We start from the raw sequence: 18491 nt of genomic DNA on the forward strand, positions 1-18491 counted from the left end.
CCCCCAAACCCCTCGGCCCGTCCTACTCCAAGCCGACCGCAAGGTCGGCTTTTTCTTTGCGACAGCTTTTGCTTTGCAACAGACGGGTCGACCGCAAGTCGGCTTTCCATGCCAAAAGACCGGCGACGGAACTTCGCGCCTCGCCAATCAACCAAGCGGTCCGGACAAAGCGAGGCTACCGCCGAGCAGCGTCGCCAGATCGCCCGCGGGCGCATCGGCACCGGCGCGCAGCCGGATCGCGAAATCAGCCATCGGAACCGGCGGCAAGCCAAGTTCGCGGGGCGCTTCGACAATGCCGGAATGGGCAAAGCGCGGGGTTCGCAAGGTCAGCGCAACACCGGCATTTACCGCAGTGCGCAGCCCGGCCAGGCTGGCGCTGCCGGCAGCGATGCGATAGCGGCGGCCGGCGGCGTCGAGCGCGGCGAGCGCCGCTTCGCGAAACCCGCAATAGGGGTCGAGCAGCGCCAGCGGCAATTCTTCCTGCCGCGAGGCCAGTCCCTTGTTCGAACACAGCCATATCATCGGCTCGCGCAGCACGCCGACCTCGTCCGGCACGGCAGCCTGGCGCATGACGATCGCCAGATCGAGGCTGCCAGCTTGTAACGCCTGCGCCAGTTCGGCGGAGCGGCCGACACGCAGTTCGATCCTGACGCGGGGATGGCTGGAGGCGAAGGCACGCAGCAGGTCCGGCAGGCCGCTATCGGCGAAATCCTGCGTCGTGCCGATGGCGACGCGCCCGGCAGCGCGTGCGCCCTTCAGCGCCAGCCAGGCCTCGCGATGCACGGCAAGAATACGCCTGGCGTGCCCGACAAGATCCTCGCCTGCCGGCGTCAGGCCGCGCCCCCTGCCCTGCGGCGCCAGAACCGGCTCACCGACGATCTCTTCCAAGCGCTGCATCTGCGCCGTCACCGCCGAGGGCGAGCGGCCGACATTGGCCGCCGCCTGCGCCAGCGAACCGCTGTCGACGAAAGCAAGGAAGGTTCTGAGCAGGTCGGGATCAAGCGTTTCCATAATTCGATGTTATCGAATCTTCATTTGAAAACAATTCAGTTTTTTCGATCAAAAGATGATGGCATGGTCTTTCAGCGGTGACCACGCCGCTAAAAACCAAGGAGAGAAGAATGCCCATCATCAATGTCAGCGTCACCGGCAAGCCCGACGCCACCCTGTCGGCCAGCATCGCCAGGGAAATAACCGAGATCACCGCCACGCATCTGCGCAAGGATCCGACGATCACCGCAGTTGCCGTGTCCTATCTCGATCCGCAGCACTGGTTCGCCGGCGGCAAGTCGCTCGCCGAGCACGGCACCAACACATTCTGGCTCGACATCAAGGTGGTCGACGGCACCAACACAAAGCTCGAACTGGAGGCCTATCTCAAGGCGATCTTCGATGCCTTTGGCCGCCTGCTAGGCGGCGTGCACCAGGAGAGCTATGCTTTCGTGCATGAGGTTCCGGCAGCGGCCTATGGCTACGGCGGCAAGACGCAGGAGTTCCGTTTCATCAGCGGGCGGCTGAACGCGGCGTGAGGGCGCCCCTTCCGCATTGACCTTGCCTCGACTTCCGCTAGGCTCTGCCCCCGAAGCGGCCGCACAAGAGCCGCAATGACAAAATCGTTGGGAGAGACGCGGCATGATCCTGACACTGGCGCTGCTTGCGGGTCTGGTTGTGGCCTGGTTGCTGATCGGCGTGGTGGAAAAATTCCGCCTCGGCCTGCGCTTCACCCAAGCGCTGCTCTACGCACCGTTCAAGCTCGCCTACCGGATCAGCGACAATCGCATTAAGATCGCTCGCAAGGCGCAGGTGCCGGTCATCTATGTCATCTCGCACCAGTCGCGCTTCGAGCCGGCGCTGATGCTGTCGCTGCTGCCCGACGACACGCTGCATATACTCGACGAGGTCTCGGCGCGTTCGCCTTGGCTCGAACCGTGGCGCGAACTCGGCCGCACCATTGCCTTCAACGCCGAACATGTCTTCGTCAGCCGCCGGCTGGTGCGCGTGCTGAAGGGCAAGGGCCGGCTGGCCGTCTATCTGCCGGACGCGGTCGAGCCCGACGTCAAGACGTTTCGGCTGTTCCGCGCCGTCACCCGCATCGCCATGCAGGCCGACGCCCGCATCGTGCCGATCTTCGTCGCCGGCGCCCGCAACCTGCCGGTGTCGCTGACGTCGGCGGACAAGGCACCGCGTCACTGGTTTCCACGGCTGTCGATCAGTGTCCTGGAGCCGATGACGATCGCCGAACTGGTGGCGCGCAATCCGGACCAGGCTTCCAACACCAATGCGCTGTTCGACCGCGTCGCGGAGGCCCGGCTTTTTGGCACCGACCTCGACCGCGGCCTGTTCCTTGCCATGCGCGACGCCGCAACCAGGATCGGCGCTTCGCATCCGATCATCGAGGACGTCATTTCCGGGGCGCTGAGCTACCGCAAGATGTTCATCGGCGCGCGGGTGCTGGGCAGGCGCTTCGAGGCGGTGACGGCGCCGGGCGAAGCTGTGGGGGTAATGCTGCCGAACGCCAACGGCGTCGTGCTGTCGCTCGTCGGCCTGCTCTCGGCGGGCCGTGTGGCGGCGATGATCAACTACACGGCCGGGCCGGCAAGCGTCACCGCGGCTGTCCGCACCGCCGTCATCCGCACCGTTGTCTCTTCGCGTGCCTTCGTCGAGAAGGCCGATCTCGCCGATATCGTCGCCGCGGTCGAGAAGGGCGGCGCCAGGCTGCTGTGGCTGGAAGATGTACGCGAAAGCGTCACCACGCTGGACAAGCTTGCAGCCGCCTTGCTGTGGCGCCTGCCGCTGCAGCGACAGGACGCGGCAAAGCCCGGCGTGATCCTGTTCACCTCGGGCTCCGAAGGCACGCCGAAGGCCGTTGTTCTGTCGCAAAAGAATCTCCTCGCCAATGCCATGCAGGCCGAGGCGCGGATCACCATTTCGCCAGCGGACATCCTGCTCAACGTGTTGCCGGTGTTCCATTCGTTCGGCCTGACGGGCGGCACCATCCTGCCACTGGTCACCGGGGTAAAGCTGTTCCTCTATCCCTCGCCTCTCCACTACAAGCTCATCCCCGAGATCGCGCGCAAGGTGAAACCGACCATCATGTTCGGCACCGACACGTTCCTCTCCAACTATGCGCGCACCGCCAAGGACGGGGATTTCTCCAGTCTGCGCTTCGTCGTCGCCGGCGCCGAGGCGGTGAAGCCGGATACCCGCCGCGTTTATCGCGAACGCTTCCAGGCCGAGATCATCGAGGGCTTCGGACTGACCGAGGCGGCGCCCGTGGTTGCCGTCAACACCGCGATCCACGGCCGCGACGGCACGGTCGGCCGGCTTCTGCCGGCCATTCGCATGAAACTGGAGCCAGTCGAAGGCATCAACGATGCCGGCCAGTTGTGGCTCGACGGGCCGAACATGATGATGGGATACATGACCGCGGACCGCCCCGGCGAACTCCAGCCGCTGACCGGCTGGCACGACACCGGCGATATCGTCGCCGTCGACCGCGAAGGCTTCATCAGCATTCGCGGCCGCGCCAAGCGCTTCGCCAAGATCGCTGGCGAGATGGTGTCGCTGGGTGCGGTCGAGATGCTGGTGCAGTCGCTTTGGCCGGAAGAACGCCATGCGGCGGTGGCGGTGCCGGACAAGAGGCGGGGCGAGCGCATCGTGCTGGTCACCACCGCCGACGATGCCAGCGCCGAGGAGTTGCGTCAGTTCGGCAAAAAGGCCGGAGCGGCCGAACTGATGGTGCCTAACGACATCGTCAAGGTCGAGGAAATCCCGGTACTCGGCTCCGGCAAGACCGATTATGTGTCGACGAGAAAGCTGGCGATCGACCGGCTCGGACTTGGCGTGGCGGCCTGAGTCGGACCAAGGACTTCGGCCGACTTTCTAACCTATGTCCGAAGGCGGCACCTTCTCGCCTTCCAGCTTGGCTCGCTTGGAATAGGCGCGCACGCTGAATGGAAGAAAGATCAGGTAGCCCGCGACCGATGCCGTCAGCGTGTACCAGGGATAGGTCATCAGCAAGAGAATGTAGAGGACGACGGCGAGGATGACCGGCAGCACCCTGTCGCCAGGGATCTTGATGCTCTTGCCTGAATAGACTGGCAAGCGGCTGACCAGCAGGAAGGCGACCAGGATGGTGAAGCCGGTGGCGACGAAGGCGGCCGGCCGGCTGGGCTCCACCCCAAGCCGCAGGAAATAGAGATAGAGCGGCAGCATCACCAGAACGGCGCCCGCCGGCGCCGGCACACCGACGAAATATTCGGTCTGCCATATCGGGCGGTCGGCCTTCTCGTCGTCGAGCACGTTGAAACGCGCCAGCCGCAGCCCGCAAGCGATCGCAAACAGCAGTGCCGCGATCCAGCCCGGCGAGCCGGCGCGGTCGAGCAGGAAGGCATAGAGCACTAGAGCCGGCGCAACGCCGAAATTGACGATGTCGGCCAGGGAATCCATCTGCGCGCCGAATTTGGAGGTCGCCTTCAGCATCCGCGCCAGGCGGCCGTCAATGCCGTCGAGAAAAGCGGCCAGCAGCACCATCACCACCGCCGGCTCGAAACGCCCCTCGAAACCGAAGCGGATGCCGGACAGGCCGGCGCAGATGGCAAGCACGGTGACCAGATTGGGCAGCACCATGCGCATGGGGATCTCGCGGATGCGCGGACCGCCGCTGGCATGGGCCTCGAATTTTTTATACTGCGTGCCCACCGTCAGGAAATCCGCACGAGAGGCGTGCCGGCGACACCGCCGAATTCGGCGAGCACGGTTTCGCCGCCGACCGCCGTCTGGCCAACGGCGACGCGCGGCGTGGCGGTCAAGGGCAGGAACACGTCGACGCGCGAGCCGAAGCGGATCAGGCCGAAACGCTCGCCGGTGCCGATCGAAGCGCCGGCCTCGGTCCAGCAGACAATGCGGCGCGCCACCAGGCCGGCGATCTGGACTGCCGCCACCGTGCCGTTGGGGCTCTCGATGACGAGGCCGTTGCGCTCGTTTTCCGTGCTCGCCTTGTCCAGCTCGGCATTGAGGAATTTTCCCGGCCGATGTTCGATTCTGGCGATGCGGCCGCGCACCGGAGAGCGGTTCACGTGACAGGAAAAGACGTTCATGAACACGGAGATACGGGTCATCTCGACATTGCCGAGGCCAAGCTCGCGCGGTGGCACGGCCGGCCCGACCGCCGAGACGATGCCATCAGCGGGGCTTACCACCAGGCGATCGTCAACAGGCGTGACGCGCTCGGGGTCACGGAAGAAATAGACGCACCAGGCGGTCAGGATCAGGCCGATCCAGAACAGGATCGAGGAGAAATAGCCGACGAACAGCGTCGCCGCGCCAAACGCCGCGATGAAGGGATAGCCTTCGCGATGGATCGGTACGAACGCGTTCTTGACCGTGTCGACAAGGCTCATGGGCTGGGGGCGGTCCCTGTTTCAGGTCCGGCCTCAATAGCCGAAACACCCCCTGCCCGCAACGCGACAATCGCCGGCGCGGATGAACGGGCAAGTGCGGGCCTGTGACCGCGGATAGCCTGGCGCTCCGTGTGTCGTGAAATTGGATACCGGGTCGCATGCCTGTGTCATGCCCTCAAAAGCCATCCTTTGACAGGGCCAGGACAGCCAGAGTGGCCGAGAAACCTATCTGCGCCGACGCCGCCCTTGCGCAGACCGGCACCTGTGGCGTCAACGTCACACCGATGCAGCGTTCTTCCTGCGCGAAAATACAGCGGTCCGCTGTCGGGAGACTCTCATCTCGCCCGTCCTTGGTGGGAAGCGCTTCATCGCAAGGGCGGATGACGCGCGCAACGGAGGCTCCTGATCATGCGAATATCGTCCGGCGACAAACCGTACATCGTCATGGAAGGTCTCGCCTTCGGGGAATCGCCACGCTGGCATGACGGACGCCTGTGGGTCTGCAATTGGGGCACCGGCGAGATCATCGCCGTCGATGCCGGCGGCAGCCGCAAGATCATGCTCACGATTCCGGCTGTCCTGCCCTACTCCATCGACTGGCTGCCGGACGGTCGTCTGCTGGTTGTCTCAGGCTGCGAGGGCCTGCTGTTGCGGCAGGAAGCCGATGGCTCGCTCGTCATCCACGCCGACCTGCGCGGCCTGTCGAAAAGCCCGTGGAATGAGATCGTCGTCGACGGGCGCGGCAACATCTACGTCAATGGCGGCGGGCCGGCGCCGGCGGCCGGCCAGCATTTCGGTCCCGGCACCATCGTGCTGGTCACACCGGATGGCGCGGTCAGGCAAGTGGCGGACACTATCGCCTTTGCGAACGGCATGGCGGTGACCCCGGACAACAAGACGCTGATCATTGCCGAATCCCATGCCAACCGGCTGAGCGCGTTTGACATTGCCGCCGACGGTTCCTTGTCCAACAGACGCACCTGGGCCGATCTCGACGGATATCCCGACGGCATCTGCCTCGATGCGGACGGGGCGGTCTGGTATGCCGACGTTCCCAACAAGCATTGCGTGCGGGTGCGCGAAGGCGGTGACGTCTTGCAGACCGTCACCGCCGATCGCGGCTGCTTTGCCTGCATGCTGGGCGCTGCGGACCGGAAAACGCTGTTCATCACCGCCGCCGAGTGGCGCGGCTTCGAGCATATGACAAGCGAGGCCCGCACCGGCCAGGTGCTCGGCATTGAAGCGCCGGCACCGAGTGTGGGGTGGCCTGGCTAGAGTCCCGGCACGCGCTGATAATTGGCGATATCAGCTCGCACTCCGAGCCGGGCGATCGTCTCCTGCGGGTTGAAGGCTATGCGCTCGTGCGCAGCCTTGACGATCGGTACCACATTGTCGACGGCAGCCTGGCTTTCCCATTCGACGATGGTGACGAGGTTGAATTCGCCCGGTCCGGAGAATTGCTCGAGCAGAAAGTCCTGGACGAAGCCTTGCTGCAGACGCAGCAACTCATGCGTCATCTTCACCTTTGCGAGGATTTCATCGCGGGCATTGGCGGGCACCACGAACTTGTCGACCCTGAACACGCTGCCGCCGTTAACATCCTGATCCGTAAAGCTCATATCCATTTGATTCCGTCCTCGACGATGCTGTTTTGCGGCTCTCGGGCGACGGTCTACAATCTCAACCTAAGTTGAGGTCAAGAGCTTTTTTGAGCTACGACATCTCCGATGTGCGCCGGCGTACGACGACACCCAGTTCGTCGCTTTCGCGGGCAATGCGCAGCCGCTCCTCGGCTTCGGTCGCCTCGCGCTGGCGGTCCCACATCGAGGCATAGAGGCCGTGCTTTCGCATCAGCTCGACATGAGTGCCGCGCTCGGCGATCTGGCCGTCCTTCAGCACGATGATCTCGTCGGCGGCAATCACCGTCGACAGGCGGTGGGCGATGACGATGGTGGTGCGGCCCTTGCTGACGAGGTCGAGCGCGGCCTGGATCTCCTGTTCTGTATGACTGTCCAGTGCGGAGGTCGCTTCGTCGAGCATCAGGATCGGCGGTGCCTTCAGGATGGTGCGGGCGATCGCCACGCGCTGCTTCTCGCCGCCGGAAAGTTTCAGCCCGCGCTCGCCAACCATCGACTTATAGCCGTCAGGCAGCTTCTCGATGAACGGCCCGATCTGGGCGAGTTCGGCGGCCTTGCGCACCTCCTCCTCGTCGGCGCCGACACGGCCGTAGCGGATGTTGTAGGCGATGGTGTCGTTGAACAGCACCGTGTCCTGCGGCACCATGCCGAGCACCGCGCGCAGGCTGTCCTGTGTGACATCCCTCACGTCCTGGCCGTCGATCAGAACCTGGCCACCCTGCACGTCGTAGAAGCGGAACAGCAACCGCGAGATGGTCGACTTGCCCGCGCCCGACGGCCCGACAATGGCAACGGTCTTGCCGGCCGGCACCTCGAAGGAGACGCCCTTCAGGATCTTGCGGTTCGGATCATAGGAAAAGTGGACGTCGCGGAACTCGACCTTGCCGGCGCTGACGGCCAACGGCTTGGCGTTGGGCTTGTCGACGATCTCCTGCGGCACGTCGAGGAGGTCGAACATGTGCTCGATGTCGGTGAGGCCCTGGCGGATTTCGCGATAGATGAAGCCGATAAAGTTGAGAGGCACGGAGAGCTGTACCAGCATGGCATTGATGAAAACGAAATCGCCGACGCTCTGGGTGCCGGCCTGCACCTCCAGCGCCGACATGCACATGACGACGACCGTGCCGACGCCGAAGATGAAGCCCTGGCCGAAGTTTAGCCAGCCGAGCGAGGTCCATGTCTTGGTTGCGGCGATCTCGTAACGCGCCATCGAGCGGTCGAAGCGCTCGGCCTCCATGCGCTCATTGGTGAAATACTTGACCGTCTCGAAGTTAAGCAGCGAGTCGATCGCCTTGGTGTTGGCGTCGGTGTCGCTGTCGTTCATGTCGCGGCGGATCGAGATGCGCCAGTCGCTGGCCTTTACCGTGAACCAGACGTAGAGGCAGACGGTGACCGCCACCACGGCCACATATTTCCAGCCATAGGTGAAACCGAATATGCCGGCGGTCAGCGCGAATTCGAGGATCGTCGGCGCGGTGTTGAGCATGATGAAGCGCACGATCGTCTCGATGCCCTTGGTGCCGCGCTCGATGATGCGCGACAGGCCGCCGGTGCGGCGCTCCAGGTGGAAGCGCAGCGACAGCTGATGCATGTGCACGAAGGTGCGGAAGGCAAGCTGGCGAACCGCATGCTGGCCGACCCGGGCAAACAGCGCATCGCGCAGCTGGTTGAAGCCGAGCTGGACGAGCCTCAGCACATTGTAGGCAATGACCAGCATCACCGGGGCAAGCATGAACGATGGCAGCGGCGGTGGCGTTTTGAAGCCGCCCGCCAGCGCATCGGTCGCCCATTTGAAGAAATAGGGACCGGCGACCAGCGTCACCTTGGCGACGACCAGCAGCAGCGTCGCCCAGGTCACCCGCGCCCTGAGATCGGCGCGGTCGGCCGGCCACATATAGGGCCAGAGATTGCGCAGTGTCGTGAGTGTCGAGGTGTCGGCGGAGACGGTTTTTTCGGCCACTTTTCTTGCCTTTTGGGTGAGAGGGTCAGCGGCCGGCGCAGCAGGAATTGATGAGCGCGCCCAGCGATGCCGATACGTCGGCAAGTGCCGCGCGATCGACCGCATAGCGCGATCGCTGACGGTCGGGCTCAAACCGGACGAGGCCCGCCTCGACCAATATTTTCAGATGCTGGGAGATCGTCGACTGGGCCAGAGCGAAACGGTCGACGACCTCACGGCAGCAGCAGGAATTGCTGGCCGACAGATGCCTCAGTATCTCGATCCGCGCCGGATGCGAAAGTGCTGCGAACCGCGCCGCGACAGCGCGGCTGTCCGGCATGCAGCCAGGCAGTGCCGAGGCGGCATGGTCTGGTAAGGGAACGCATTCTGTCATCGTTCATCGGCGATAGACGATGAACGATGACAGGGCAAGCTAGGCCGATGGGTAGATCGCCGGAATTGCCGGTCTATCCCTATTCCGTCTTCATCGGTGCGGTCGTCGCCTGCTCGCCCATTGCCTTGAGGTCGGCGGCTTCGCCTTCCTTCGACTTTTCCGGAACCTTGAACACCTGCCCCGGCCAGATGCGGTTCGGATTCCTGATCTGGTCCTGGTTGGCGAGGTATATGGTGGAGTAGCGCACGCCGTGACCATAGACGCGCCGTGAGATCCGCCACAGTGTGTCGTTGCGCCGAATGATGATCGCGCTGTCGGCATGTTCGAGCTTGGGCGACACGATTTCGGGCACGTCGCTTGGCGGCGTGGCTGCTGCGACGTTAGCCGGAGCCTCGGTGGCTGGCGCGGCGGGAGCCGGCGCGGTCTCGCCCGGAGCAGCGGCGGCAACAGCGGGCGCCGCGGGCTTGGCCTCGGCGGGCTTGGTCTCGGTGGGCTTGGTCTCGGCGGGGGCAACGGCGGCGACCGCCTCGCCCGGTTCGCGCTCGAAGGGCACCGCGGCGCGGGCCACCACCTTCACGCCATCGGCATCGAGGCCGTCGACATGGATGGTATAGCTGCCGACCGGAATATCGCGCGTCGCCTCGACCAGGAAATGGCCGTCCGACGAGGTCTGCGCGTCGCCGAGCAGGATGTCGTTGGCGTAGGCGCGCACCTTGCGGCCCGGATCGGCGAGGCCGGCGACAAAGATCTTGTTGCCGTCGATCTCGACTGCCTCGACCACGATCTTTGGTTCGGCCACGGCTGCCGCGGGCGCGGCCGGTGCCGCCGGAGTGGGTTTTGCTTCAACCACGGCTGGCGTGGCCGTCGCCGGCGCGGCGGGCGCTTCAGCAGCAGGAGCGGCAGCCTGGTCGCCGGTTGCCGGCGCCGGCTTTGGCTCAGATGCCGGAACCGTCAGCAGTTCGGCCGGCTTGCCCGGCTCCTCGACCATGGCCAGCACCTGGCCAGCCGCATTCGTGGGCACCGAGACGACTGCGGTCTGCGCCGAGGCGGTCACGACCGCGCCAACCGTCGAACGCAGGGCGATCGTATAGTCGCCGGGCTTCAGCGGGTCTTCGAGCACGATGACAAAGGCGCCATCGGGACCAGCAACCGTGGAGCCGATCACCGTCGCGCCGTTGAGAATTTCGACCTTCGAGTTGGGCGCCGCGTTGCCGGCAACGACGATCGAGCCGTTGCTCTCGACCCGTACGACATCGAAAGTCGGCGCGATCGGATCCGCCGTCGCGGGCGCCGTAGGCGCCGCAGCGTCGGTTGCAGGTGCTGCCGGGGCCGTCGCCTGAGGTGCCGCGCCCGGCGCGGCCGGCATCGCCGGAGCCGGCAGGCGCCCTTCCGTGCCAGGATCGGCCGGCTTCGGCGCCGCGGGCGGCGTCAACGCCGCGACTTCCGCCGGCGGTGTGCGATGAAGATACGGGTCGAGTGCGCCCGACACATAGGCGGTTCCCGCGGCCGCGACGGTCCCACCCGCCGCGAACAAGAACGCCTTCAATGGATTGATTGCCATGTATTTCCCTGCCCCTTAGCCACCTAACGCCGGTCTAGCGTGTTTTGCCATGACCGACAAGAAAAAGCCCGGCCTTCTCAACCCGAGGGCTTGACCGCGCTTTCAGACCCAATCACCAATCATCGGCATGAACACGATTCGATCCGTTTGCGTCTATTGCGGCTCATCTCCGGGCCGCGATGAAATCTATGTCAAGGCCGGCCACCTGCTTGGACGCTCAATTGCAAAGGCAGGCCTGCGGCTGGTCTATGGCGGCGGCACCAAAGGCATTATGGGCGCCGTCGCCGAAGGCGCGCTCAAGGCCGGCGGCAAGGTGACGGGCATCATTCCGCGCTTCCTGATCAACAAGGAAGCAACCGAAACCGCGCTTGACCGGCTCGACGAGTTGTCGATCACCGACAACATGCACGAGCGCAAACATAAGATGTTCGAGAAATCCGACGCCTTTGTGGCGCTGCCTGGTGGCATCGGCACAGTCGAGGAGATCGTCGAGATCATGACCTGGGCGCAGCTTGGCCATCACCGCAAACCGATCGTCTTCGGCAACGTCAACGGATTCTGGGATCCGATGACGGCGTTGCTTGATCACATGGCGGCGGAAGGCTTCATTCATACCGCGCAGCGTGTGAAGCCGCTGGTCGTCAACGACCCCGAGGCCATCGTCGCCGCCATCATGGTCGCCGGCTCCTCGGTCGACGCACCGACCGAGGGCGTCCAGTCGGTGATCGACAAGATGTAAGGTTACGGGAGTAGAGCAGTAGGTTTGCAGTGTCGGAGCGTACACTTCCCCCTACTGCCTGCTCCCTACTCCCTCCGAGCAGCTTGCCCCAGATCGGCGACATTCCCGGCAGCGGCATGATGTTCGAAGTCGGCAGCGATGCCGATGCGCGCGGCCATCTCGCCACCTTGCCACTGGTCAAGGCTGGCATGATGGACATTGCCGCGACCGTGCCACTCAACCCCTATCCGGGGTTTGGGCCGAAGCGCTGAGGCCGACGGCCGCGCAATCGAGGTCGTCAGCAGGACCGCCAGGCCGACAAGCGCCTTGCATCTCATCAAGCCAAGCGGCACGCTGGCGCTGCCGCTTGCCAAGGGCCGAACGAGCCTTCGACTGACGGGCGACAAATCGCAACCGATGAAGGTGCAAATTGCATTCGACCGACTATCTCGGCCAACTGTTCGGCCTCGAAGGCAAGCATGCCTTCATAACCGGCGCCAGCCGTGGCCTGGGCCTCGCCTTCGCGGAGGCGCTTGCGAGCGCCGGCGCGCGCGTCACGATCGGCGGCCGCAAGGCCGACGATCTCAAAGCGGCCGCGGACAAGTTGCGCGCCGCGGGCCATTCGATCACGGAAGCGGTGATCGACGTGACCGACACCCAGTCGGTCGACCAGGCAATCGCGGCGGCGGAAACCGGCACCGCACCGATAGACATCCTGGTCAACAATGCCGGCATCCAGCGACGGGCGCCGTTGGAGACCTTCAGCGACGCCGACTGGGACGCGCTGATGGCCACCAACCTGGACGGCGTGTTCAAGGTGAGCCGGGCCGTCGTAAAGGGCATGATCGCGCGCCAAAGGGGGTCGATCATCAATGTCTCCTCAGTGCAGAGCGTGCTCGCCCGCCCCTCGATCGCGCCCTACGCGGCGAGCAAGGGCGCCATCACCATGCTGACCAAGTCGATGGCCGGCGAATGGGGCCAGCACGGCGTGCGTATCAACGCCATCGCGCCGGGCTATTTCAAGACCGAGCTCAACGCCGCGCTGGTCGCCGACGAGACATTCTCCGCCTGGCTGACCGGCCGCACGCCGATGCGGCGCTGGGGCGAAGTGAGGGAACTCGCGGGCGCTGCCGTGTTCCTGGCGTCCGACGCCGCCAGTTTCGTGAACGGACAGACGCTGCTGGTGGATGGCGGGATCACCAGCGTCCTGTAAGCGGGCACGCCGTCACGGAACAGTCACACTAAATCGGGGATGCCGTGCTAGAAATCGCGCTTGGCCGCCCCCGCGACCCCGACCGCATCAGAGACCGGCGAAGCCGCCATGAACATCGCCATCCCCTCCGAGGGCACTGACCTGTCGCCTTACCTGCCCGATGAGCACGGGTTGTTCTTCATCTACCACTTTACCACCGAAGGGGTGCGCACCAGGGATGCCGCCGCCGCGCATTGGACATGGCGCAGCTACCAGCTTTCCGACATGCATGCGCGCCACGAGATCGGCGCCGATCAGGCCTTGCCGGCGCCGGTGCGCGAAGCCTTCCTGACCGCCAGTCATGGCTGCCACATCGACCTCGAGGATGACTGGCTCTATGGCGATCTGCCGGACCTGCGCCATGATTATTCGGCGGAAGCCGGCGGGCTTGGTCATTTCCGCTTCGCCCTCAACGACACGATGCTGGTCGGCGCCCGCAAGCAGCCGCTGCAATCGGTCGACAACATCCGCAAGGCGATCGAGAACGGATCGCGCAAGTTCCGGTCTCCGGCCGAGCTGATCGAGGCTGTCGTCGGCCAGTCGTTCGACGGGATGGCGACGGAACTCGCGGCACTCAGCGACAGTCTCGACGGCATTGAGGACCGCATCGTCTGCGACGCATGGCACAATGAGCGGCAGGCGCTGGTCGATGCACGCCGGCATCTGGTGGTCATCCACCGGCAGATGGCGACGCTGACCAACCTGTTTCGCCATCTCGACCATTCGCACCGCAACGACCTGCCGGATTCGATCAACGACATGGCGGCGCGGCTTTCGCACCGCGCACAGACACTGCACTATGACGGCGAGCAGTTGCAGGCGCGCACGCGGCTGCTACAGGACGAGCTGATGGCCAAGCTGACGACGCAGTCGAACCGGCTGCTTTACGTGCTCTCGGTGATGACGGCGGTGCTGTTGCCGATGACCATCATCTCAGGCCTGTTCGGCATGAATGTCGGCGGTTTGCCGCTGGTCAACACCCCGTTGGGTTTTTGGGTGATCACGGGCGCGTCGCTGCTGATCGCTGGCGTGACCTATCTTTTTGTCAGGCGGCTCGGGCAGATGTAGCCCGGCGCGCCGTCGCCAGCATGGACCAGGAATAGACCGCAAGGGCCGCCCAGATCAGGGCAAAGGCGATGGCCTGCGTGGTGCCGAACGGCTCGTCGAAGATCAGCACGGCAATCAGAAACACCATAGTCGGCGCTATGTACTGCATGATGCCGATGGTCGAGAGGCGCAGCAGCTTGGCGCCAAAGGCGAACAGCAGCAGCGGCACGGCCGTCACCGGCCCGCAGCCGATGAGCAGCGCGGTGTCGGTGCCATTGCTGGAGACGAAATGGTCCTGTCCGGTGGCGATAAGGAAGACGATGTAGCCCAGCGCCGGCACCGACAGCAAAAGCACTTCGAGCAGGAAGCCCTGGCTGGGACCGATCGGCAGCGTCTTGCGGAAGAAGCCGTAGGCGGCGAAGGAAAACGCCAATGCCAGCGACACCCAGGGCAGCTTGCCGCCGTCGATCGTCAGCACGGCGACGGCCACCGCCGCAAGCACCACCGCCGCGATCTGCAACCGGTCGAGCCGCTCGCCGAGCAGCAGTGCGCCGACCACGACGTTCACCAGTGGGTTGATGTAATAGCCCAATGCCGTCTCGACGGTGCGGTCGACGGCGATCGCCCAGACATAGATGCCCCAGTTGATCGAGATCAGCGCCGCCGTCAGCGCCGCCATGGCGATGGTGCGGGGCGAGCGGATCGCCACCTTGAAGTCGGCCGTGCGGCCGGCCCAGACCAGGACCGCCGCGGCAATCGGCACCGACCAGACGATGCGGTGTGCAATCACCTCGGCAAGCGGCAGATGCGCCACCGCCTTCATGTAGAAGGGCAGCAACCCCCACAAGAGATAGGCACCCAGCGCCAGCAAGAAGCCGCGGCGGGCTTTCGATTCTGCATCGGGGGTAATTGCTTCAGCGGCCATGGCCCAACGCTATGGCCCAGTAATCTTGGCAAGACCATCGCAAAGTTCTGATGGATCAATGGACTTCGCTGATGGTTCAAACTTACTCCGCCGCCACCAGCCCCGCCATCTCGCGATTCTTCATCAGCTTGTAGACGATCGAATCCATTAACGCCTGAAACGAGGCGTCGATGATGTTTTCCGAGACCCCGACCGTCCACCAGCGCGCGCCGGTACCGTCATGCGATTCGATGAGCACGCGGGTGATGGCCTCGGTGCCGCCATTGAGGATCCGCACCTTGAAGTCGGCAAGCTCGAGATCCGCGATCTCGTTCTGGTATCTGCCGAGATCCTTGCGCAGCGCAATGTCGAGCGCGTTGACGGGGCCATGGCCCTCGGCCACCGACATCTTCTCCTCGCCCTCGACCAGCACCTTGACCACTGCTTCCGACACCGTCTTCAACTGGCCATTGGCATCGAAGCGGCGTTCAATCATGCAGCGGAACGAGGTGACGTGGAAGAATTCGGGCAGGCCATGCAGCATCTTGCGCGCCAGGAGTTCGAAGGAGGCGTCGGCGCCCTCATAGGCGTAGCCCAAGGCCTCACGCTCCTTGACCACCGATATCAGGGCGTCGAGCCGATGGTCGTCCTTCGGCACATCGATGCCGCGCCGCTTCAACTCGGCGAGGAAATTGGCCTTGCCGCCCTGGTCGGAGACCATGACGCGGCGGCGGTTGCCCACGGCCTGCGGCTCCACATGCTCATAGGTCGCCGACTCCTTGGCCAGCGCCGAAGCGTGGATACCCGCCTTGGTGGCAAAGGCGGAGGAGCCGACATAGGGCGCCTGCGCTTCCGGAGCGCGGTTCAACAATTCGTCGAAGGCGCGCGACAGGCGCGAAATGCCGGTAAGCGCTTCGGCTGAGATTCCCGTCTCGAAGCGGTCGGCGAAAGCCGGCTTCAGCGCCAGTGTCGGCAGGATCGAGATCAGATTGGCGTTGCCGCAACGTTCGCCGATGCCATTCAGCGTGCCCTGGATCTGGCGCACGCCGGCCTCGACGGCGGCAAGGGAATTGGCCACCGCCTGGCCGGTGTCGTCATGGGCATGGATGCCGAGATGCTCTCCCGGAATGCCCGCGGCGATAACCTTCTCGACGATTGCCCGCACTTCCGAGGGCTGCGTGCCGCCATTCGTGTCGCAAAGCACCACCCAGCGCGCACCGGCGTCGTAGGCCGTTTTCGCACAAGCGAGCGCATAGTCCGGATTGGCCTTGAAGCCGTCGAAGAAATGCTCGCAATCGACCATCGCTTCCTTGTCCGAAGCGACCGATGCCTCGACGGAGACTTTTATGGAGTCGAGGTTCTCCTCGTTGGTGCAACCGAGCGCCACGCGAACGTGGTAGTCCCAGCTCTTGGCGACGAAGCAGATGGCGTCCGATTTCGATTGGACAAGCGCCGCCAGCCCCGGATCGTTAGAGGCTGAGACTCCAGCCCGCTTGGTCATGCCGAAAGCAACGAATTTTGCGCGTGCCGTGCGCTTCTGCTGGAAGAATGCAGTGTCGGTCGGATTGGCGCCGGGATAACCACCTTCGACATAGTCGAAGCCGAACTCGTCAAGCAGTTTGGCAATCGCGATCTTGTCCTCGACCGAAAAGTCGATGCCCGGCGTCTGCTGGCCGTCGCGGAGCGTGGTGTCGAAGAGATAGAGGCGCGCGCGGCTCATCGTCATTTGCCCGCAAACTTGTCCGTCGCGCGGATCAGCCGGTCGAGGATGCCCGGCTCCGAATAGGCATGACCGGCGCCTTCGATCAGATGAAAGTCCGCCTTCGGCCAGGCCTTGTGCAGCGCCCAGGCGTAGCGCGCCGGGCACGGCATGTCGTAGCGGCCGTGGACGATGGTGCCGGGGATGTCCTTGAGCTTCCCGGCATCGCGCAGCAACTGTCCCTCCTCGAGCCAGCCGGCATGGACGAAATAGTGATTTTCGATGCGGGCGAAGGCGACGGCATAGTCGTCCTCGCCGAACGGACCGCTGGTTTCGGGTTCAGGAAGCAGCGTGATCGTCTCGCCTTCCCACAGGCTCCAGGCGCGGGCGGCCTCGATCTGCGCCTTCCGGTCGGACCCGACCAGCCGCTTGCGGTAGGCGGCCATCATGTCGCCGCGCTCGGCCTGCGGAATCGGCGCCAGGAAACGCTCCCATTTGTCGGGGAACATCTCCGAGACGCCGAATTGATAGTACCATTCGAGCTCGGCGCGGGTCAGCGTGTAGATGCCGCGCACCACCAGTTCGCTGACGCGATCAGGGTGTGTCTCGGCATAGGCGAGCGCCAGCGTCGAGCCCCAGGAACCGCCGAACACCAGCCAATTGTCGAAGCCGGCCATTTCGCGCAGTCGCTCGATGTCGGCAACGAGATGCCATGTCGTGTTGGCCTCCAGCGAGGCGTTCGGCGTCGATTTTCCGCAGCCGCGCTGATCGAACAGGATGACGTCGTAGAGCTTGGGGTCGAACAGCCGCCGGTGTTTTGACGAAATGGTGCCGCCCGGTCCACCGTGCAGGAACACGGCCGGCTTGGCGCCCTTGGTGCCCGACCGCTCCCAATAGACCATATGGCCGTCGCCGACATCGAGCATCCCCGAGTCGAACGGTTCGATTTCCGGGTAGAGGGTGCGCAAGCTCATATTTTCAGGCCCTGTTGCGGCCAGTTGGCCGTTTCCTGATCGGGGTGTTGGAAGGAGATGATCTGCTCCTGCCGGGCGTAATAATCGGGATCCTGGTGGACAGGCTGGTCGAAGATCGTCTCGACCCAAGGCAGCCGTGCCGCATAGTTGACCTGGATCCGCGGCGCCAGATCCGAGCGGTCGTCGAAGGCGCCGATGGCGATCTCGAGCCCGCCGGGCTGCCGGTAGGTCAGCGGCGTGCCGCAACGGGCGCAGAAGCCGCGATCGATGTTGACCGAAGACTGGAAATAACTTGGTTCTTCATGGGTCCATTCGACGCCATCCTTGGGTACCGTCACCAGCGCGCCGAAGAAGGAGCCGAACTGTTTCTGGCACATGCGGCAATGGCAGATGGACGCACGTCCCAGCGCCCCCTTGATGCGGAAGCGCACGGCGCCGCATTGGCAGCCGCCGGTTCGGACAGTTTCGGTCATGGTCTTTCCTCCGGCGGCCATTGGTCGGTGTCGTGGTCGGGATGCTGATAGGAGACGAGCTCGGCGAGATAAGGAGCCGAGCCGATATCCGCCATCGTGTCCTCGCCCGGCAATCGCGGAATGGAATCCACATAGGGCAGTTTTGCTTCCGTGCCCCACTGGATGGTCGGCGCGATACCAGCCGGATCGTCGAAGGCGGCGATCGCCAGAGCCATGCCGTCGGGCGCCTCGAAGGTCAGCGGCGTGCCGCATTCGGCGCAGAAACCGCGCCATGCTGCATTGGAGGAACGGAACCGCTTGGGTTCGCCGCGCGTCCAGTCGACCTTGGCGCCGCGCACCGAGACCAGCGGCAGGTAGAAATTGCCGCTGGCCTTCTGGCACATGCGGCAGTGGCAGACCGAGGCGTCGCCGGGCGCGCCTTCGACGCGGAAGCGCACCGCACCGCACTGGCAGCCGCCTGTGTAGACTGGCCGGTTGTCGAGGCTCATCGG

General features: G+C 64.4%; 19 protein-coding genes. 7 read left to right on the forward strand and 12 right to left on the reverse strand.

Going from position 1 to position 18491, the window contains the following annotated elements; genetic code table 11:
- Nucleotides 1-147 precede the first annotated feature (147 nt).
- Nucleotides 148-1011 carry a LysR substrate-binding domain-containing protein gene (locus FJ950_RS21485; protein ID WP_140618439.1) on the reverse strand — a complete coding sequence of 288 codons (864 nt, stop codon included), beginning with the start codon at nucleotides 1009-1011 and terminating at the stop codon, nucleotides 148-150.
- 110 nt (nucleotides 1012-1121) lie between these two features.
- On the opposite strand from FJ950_RS21485, the gene FJ950_RS21490 reads away from it, so the two are divergent.
- Both FJ950_RS21490 and FJ950_RS21495 read left to right on the forward strand, forming a co-directional pair.
- Nucleotides 1122-1529, forward strand: coding sequence for a 4-oxalocrotonate tautomerase family protein (locus FJ950_RS21490; RefSeq protein ID WP_140618441.1), 408 nt, complete (start codon nucleotides 1122-1124; stop codon nucleotides 1527-1529).
- A 103-nt stretch (nucleotides 1530-1632) separates the two neighbouring features.
- A complete protein-coding gene (locus tag FJ950_RS21495; RefSeq protein WP_140618443.1) occupies nucleotides 1633-3855 on the forward strand; it encodes an AMP-binding protein in 2223 nt (740 codons plus the stop codon).
- 27 nt (nucleotides 3856-3882) lie between these two features.
- Here the strand turns inward: FJ950_RS21495 and FJ950_RS21500 are convergent, their stop codons facing one another.
- Both FJ950_RS21500 and FJ950_RS21505 read right to left on the reverse strand, forming a co-directional pair.
- Entirely contained in the window at nucleotides 3883-4629 is a 747-nt protein-coding gene (locus FJ950_RS21500; protein ID WP_224584719.1) for a phosphatidylcholine/phosphatidylserine synthase, read from the reverse strand.
- Nucleotides 4630-4703: 74 nt separating this feature from the next.
- Nucleotides 4704-5402: a phosphatidylserine decarboxylase gene (locus FJ950_RS21505; protein ID WP_140618445.1), complete on the reverse strand. Its 699-nt coding sequence runs from the start codon at nucleotides 5400-5402 to the stop codon at nucleotides 4704-4706.
- A 408-nt stretch (nucleotides 5403-5810) separates the two neighbouring features.
- On the opposite strand from FJ950_RS21505, the gene FJ950_RS21510 reads away from it, so the two are divergent.
- Nucleotides 5811-6677 (forward strand): SMP-30/gluconolactonase/LRE family protein, encoded by an 867-nt coding sequence (locus FJ950_RS21510; RefSeq protein ID WP_140618446.1) that lies wholly within the window; start codon nucleotides 5811-5813, stop codon nucleotides 6675-6677.
- On the opposite strand, the gene FJ950_RS21515 is transcribed toward FJ950_RS21510, so the two are convergent.
- The 4 genes from FJ950_RS21515 to FJ950_RS21530 form a co-directional block, all read right to left on the reverse strand.
- Entirely contained in the window at nucleotides 6674-7021 is a 348-nt protein-coding gene (locus tag FJ950_RS21515; protein WP_140618448.1) for an antibiotic biosynthesis monooxygenase, read from the reverse strand. The genes FJ950_RS21510 and FJ950_RS21515 overlap by 4 nt on opposite strands.
- Before the next feature lie 94 nt (nucleotides 7022-7115).
- Complete coding sequence (locus FJ950_RS21520) at nucleotides 7116-8999, reverse strand: ABC transporter ATP-binding protein/permease (protein WP_140618450.1); 1884 nt, start codon at nucleotides 8997-8999, stop codon at nucleotides 7116-7118.
- 25 nt (nucleotides 9000-9024) lie between these two features.
- Nucleotides 9025-9372 carry a metalloregulator ArsR/SmtB family transcription factor gene (locus FJ950_RS21525; RefSeq protein WP_181171370.1) on the reverse strand — a complete coding sequence of 116 codons (348 nt, stop codon included), beginning with the start codon at nucleotides 9370-9372 and terminating at the stop codon, nucleotides 9025-9027.
- Between the two features lie 79 nt (nucleotides 9373-9451).
- Nucleotides 9452-10933 (reverse strand): LysM peptidoglycan-binding domain-containing protein, encoded by a 1482-nt coding sequence (locus tag FJ950_RS21530; RefSeq protein WP_140618452.1) that lies wholly within the window; start codon nucleotides 10931-10933, stop codon nucleotides 9452-9454.
- Nucleotides 10934-11060: 127 nt separating this feature from the next.
- Here FJ950_RS21530 and FJ950_RS21535 point away from each other — a divergent pair, with 127 nt between their 5' ends.
- From FJ950_RS21535 to FJ950_RS21550, 4 genes are all read left to right on the forward strand, one after another.
- Nucleotides 11061-11672 carry a TIGR00730 family Rossman fold protein gene (locus FJ950_RS21535; protein WP_015318539.1) on the forward strand — a complete coding sequence of 204 codons (612 nt, stop codon included), beginning with the start codon at nucleotides 11061-11063 and terminating at the stop codon, nucleotides 11670-11672.
- An 83-nt stretch (nucleotides 11673-11755) separates the two neighbouring features.
- Entirely contained in the window at nucleotides 11756-11923 is a 168-nt protein-coding gene (locus FJ950_RS21540; RefSeq protein WP_181171402.1) for a hypothetical protein, read from the forward strand.
- Between the two features lie 158 nt (nucleotides 11924-12081).
- Nucleotides 12082-12864: a glucose 1-dehydrogenase gene (locus FJ950_RS21545; RefSeq protein WP_140618456.1), complete on the forward strand. Its 783-nt coding sequence runs from the start codon at nucleotides 12082-12084 to the stop codon at nucleotides 12862-12864.
- Nucleotides 12865-12972: 108 nt separating this feature from the next.
- Nucleotides 12973-13971, forward strand: a complete 999-nt coding sequence (locus FJ950_RS21550) for a transporter (RefSeq protein ID WP_140618719.1) — start codon at nucleotides 12973-12975, stop codon at nucleotides 13969-13971.
- Here FJ950_RS21550 and rarD read toward each other — a convergent pair.
- The 5 genes from rarD to FJ950_RS21575 form a co-directional block, all read right to left on the reverse strand.
- The gene (rarD, locus tag FJ950_RS21555) at nucleotides 13949-14875 is read right to left on the reverse strand and encodes an EamA family transporter RarD (protein ID WP_140618458.1); all 927 of its coding nucleotides are present in this window, start codon (nucleotides 14873-14875) and stop codon (nucleotides 13949-13951) included. The two genes, FJ950_RS21550 and rarD, sit on opposite strands and share 23 nt — an antisense overlap.
- An 82-nt stretch (nucleotides 14876-14957) precedes the next feature.
- Nucleotides 14958-16580: a citramalate synthase gene (cimA, locus tag FJ950_RS21560; RefSeq protein ID WP_181171372.1), complete on the reverse strand. Its 1623-nt coding sequence runs from the start codon at nucleotides 16578-16580 to the stop codon at nucleotides 14958-14960.
- The gene (pip, locus tag FJ950_RS21565; protein WP_140618460.1) at nucleotides 16577-17527 is read right to left on the reverse strand and encodes a prolyl aminopeptidase; all 951 of its coding nucleotides are present in this window, start codon (nucleotides 17525-17527) and stop codon (nucleotides 16577-16579) included. Before pip ends, cimA begins: the two co-directional genes overlap by 4 nt.
- Nucleotides 17524-18000, reverse strand: coding sequence for a GFA family protein (locus FJ950_RS21570; RefSeq protein WP_140618462.1), 477 nt, complete (start codon nucleotides 17998-18000; stop codon nucleotides 17524-17526). Before FJ950_RS21570 ends, pip begins: the two co-directional genes overlap by 4 nt.
- Nucleotides 17997-18488, reverse strand: a complete 492-nt coding sequence (locus FJ950_RS21575; protein ID WP_140618463.1) for a GFA family protein — start codon at nucleotides 18486-18488, stop codon at nucleotides 17997-17999. Before FJ950_RS21575 ends, FJ950_RS21570 begins: the two co-directional genes overlap by 4 nt.
- Nucleotides 18489-18491: the final 3 nt, after the last annotated feature.

Origin of the sequence: Mesorhizobium sp. B2-3-14 (assembly GCF_006442175.1) — a bacterium.
Taxonomy (GTDB): Bacteria; Pseudomonadota; Alphaproteobacteria; order Rhizobiales; family Rhizobiaceae; genus Mesorhizobium; species Mesorhizobium australicum.

Bases quoted from the DNA above. Each gene is read 5' to 3' on its own strand.
- FJ950_RS21485 (WP_140618439.1), bottom strand. From the start codon at position 1,011: ATGGAAACGCTTGATCCCGACCTGCTCAGAACCTTCCTTGCTTTCGTC.
- FJ950_RS21490 (WP_140618441.1), top strand. From the start codon at position 1,122: ATGCCCATCATCAATGTCAGCGTCACCGGCAAGCCCGACGCCACCCTG.
- FJ950_RS21495 (WP_140618443.1), top strand. From the start codon at position 1,633: ATGATCCTGACACTGGCGCTGCTTGCGGGTCTGGTTGTGGCCTGGTTG.
- FJ950_RS21500 (WP_224584719.1), bottom strand. From the start codon at position 4,629: ATGGTGCTGCCCAATCTGGTCACCGTGCTTGCCATCTGCGCCGGCCTG.
- FJ950_RS21505 (WP_140618445.1), bottom strand. From the start codon at position 5,402: ATGAGCCTTGTCGACACGGTCAAGAACGCGTTCGTACCGATCCATCGC.
- FJ950_RS21510 (WP_140618446.1), top strand. From the start codon at position 5,811: ATGCGAATATCGTCCGGCGACAAACCGTACATCGTCATGGAAGGTCTC.
- FJ950_RS21515 (WP_140618448.1), bottom strand. From the start codon at position 7,021: ATGAGCTTTACGGATCAGGATGTTAACGGCGGCAGCGTGTTCAGGGTC.
- FJ950_RS21525 (WP_181171370.1), bottom strand. From the start codon at position 9,372: ATGACAGAATGCGTTCCCTTACCAGACCATGCCGCCTCGGCACTGCCT.
- FJ950_RS21530 (WP_140618452.1), bottom strand. From the start codon at position 10,933: ATGGCAATCAATCCATTGAAGGCGTTCTTGTTCGCGGCGGGTGGGACC.
- FJ950_RS21535 (WP_015318539.1), top strand. From the start codon at position 11,061: ATGAACACGATTCGATCCGTTTGCGTCTATTGCGGCTCATCTCCGGGC.
- FJ950_RS21550 (WP_140618719.1), top strand. From the start codon at position 12,973: ATGAACATCGCCATCCCCTCCGAGGGCACTGACCTGTCGCCTTACCTG.
- rarD (WP_140618458.1), bottom strand. From the start codon at position 14,875: ATGGCCGCTGAAGCAATTACCCCCGATGCAGAATCGAAAGCCCGCCGC.
- cimA (WP_181171372.1), bottom strand. From the start codon at position 16,580: ATGACGATGAGCCGCGCGCGCCTCTATCTCTTCGACACCACGCTCCGC.
- pip (WP_140618460.1), bottom strand. From the start codon at position 17,527: ATGAGCTTGCGCACCCTCTACCCGGAAATCGAACCGTTCGACTCGGGG.
- FJ950_RS21570 (WP_140618462.1), bottom strand. From the start codon at position 18,000: ATGACCGAAACTGTCCGAACCGGCGGCTGCCAATGCGGCGCCGTGCGC.
- FJ950_RS21575 (WP_140618463.1), bottom strand. From the start codon at position 18,488: ATGAGCCTCGACAACCGGCCAGTCTACACAGGCGGCTGCCAGTGCGGT.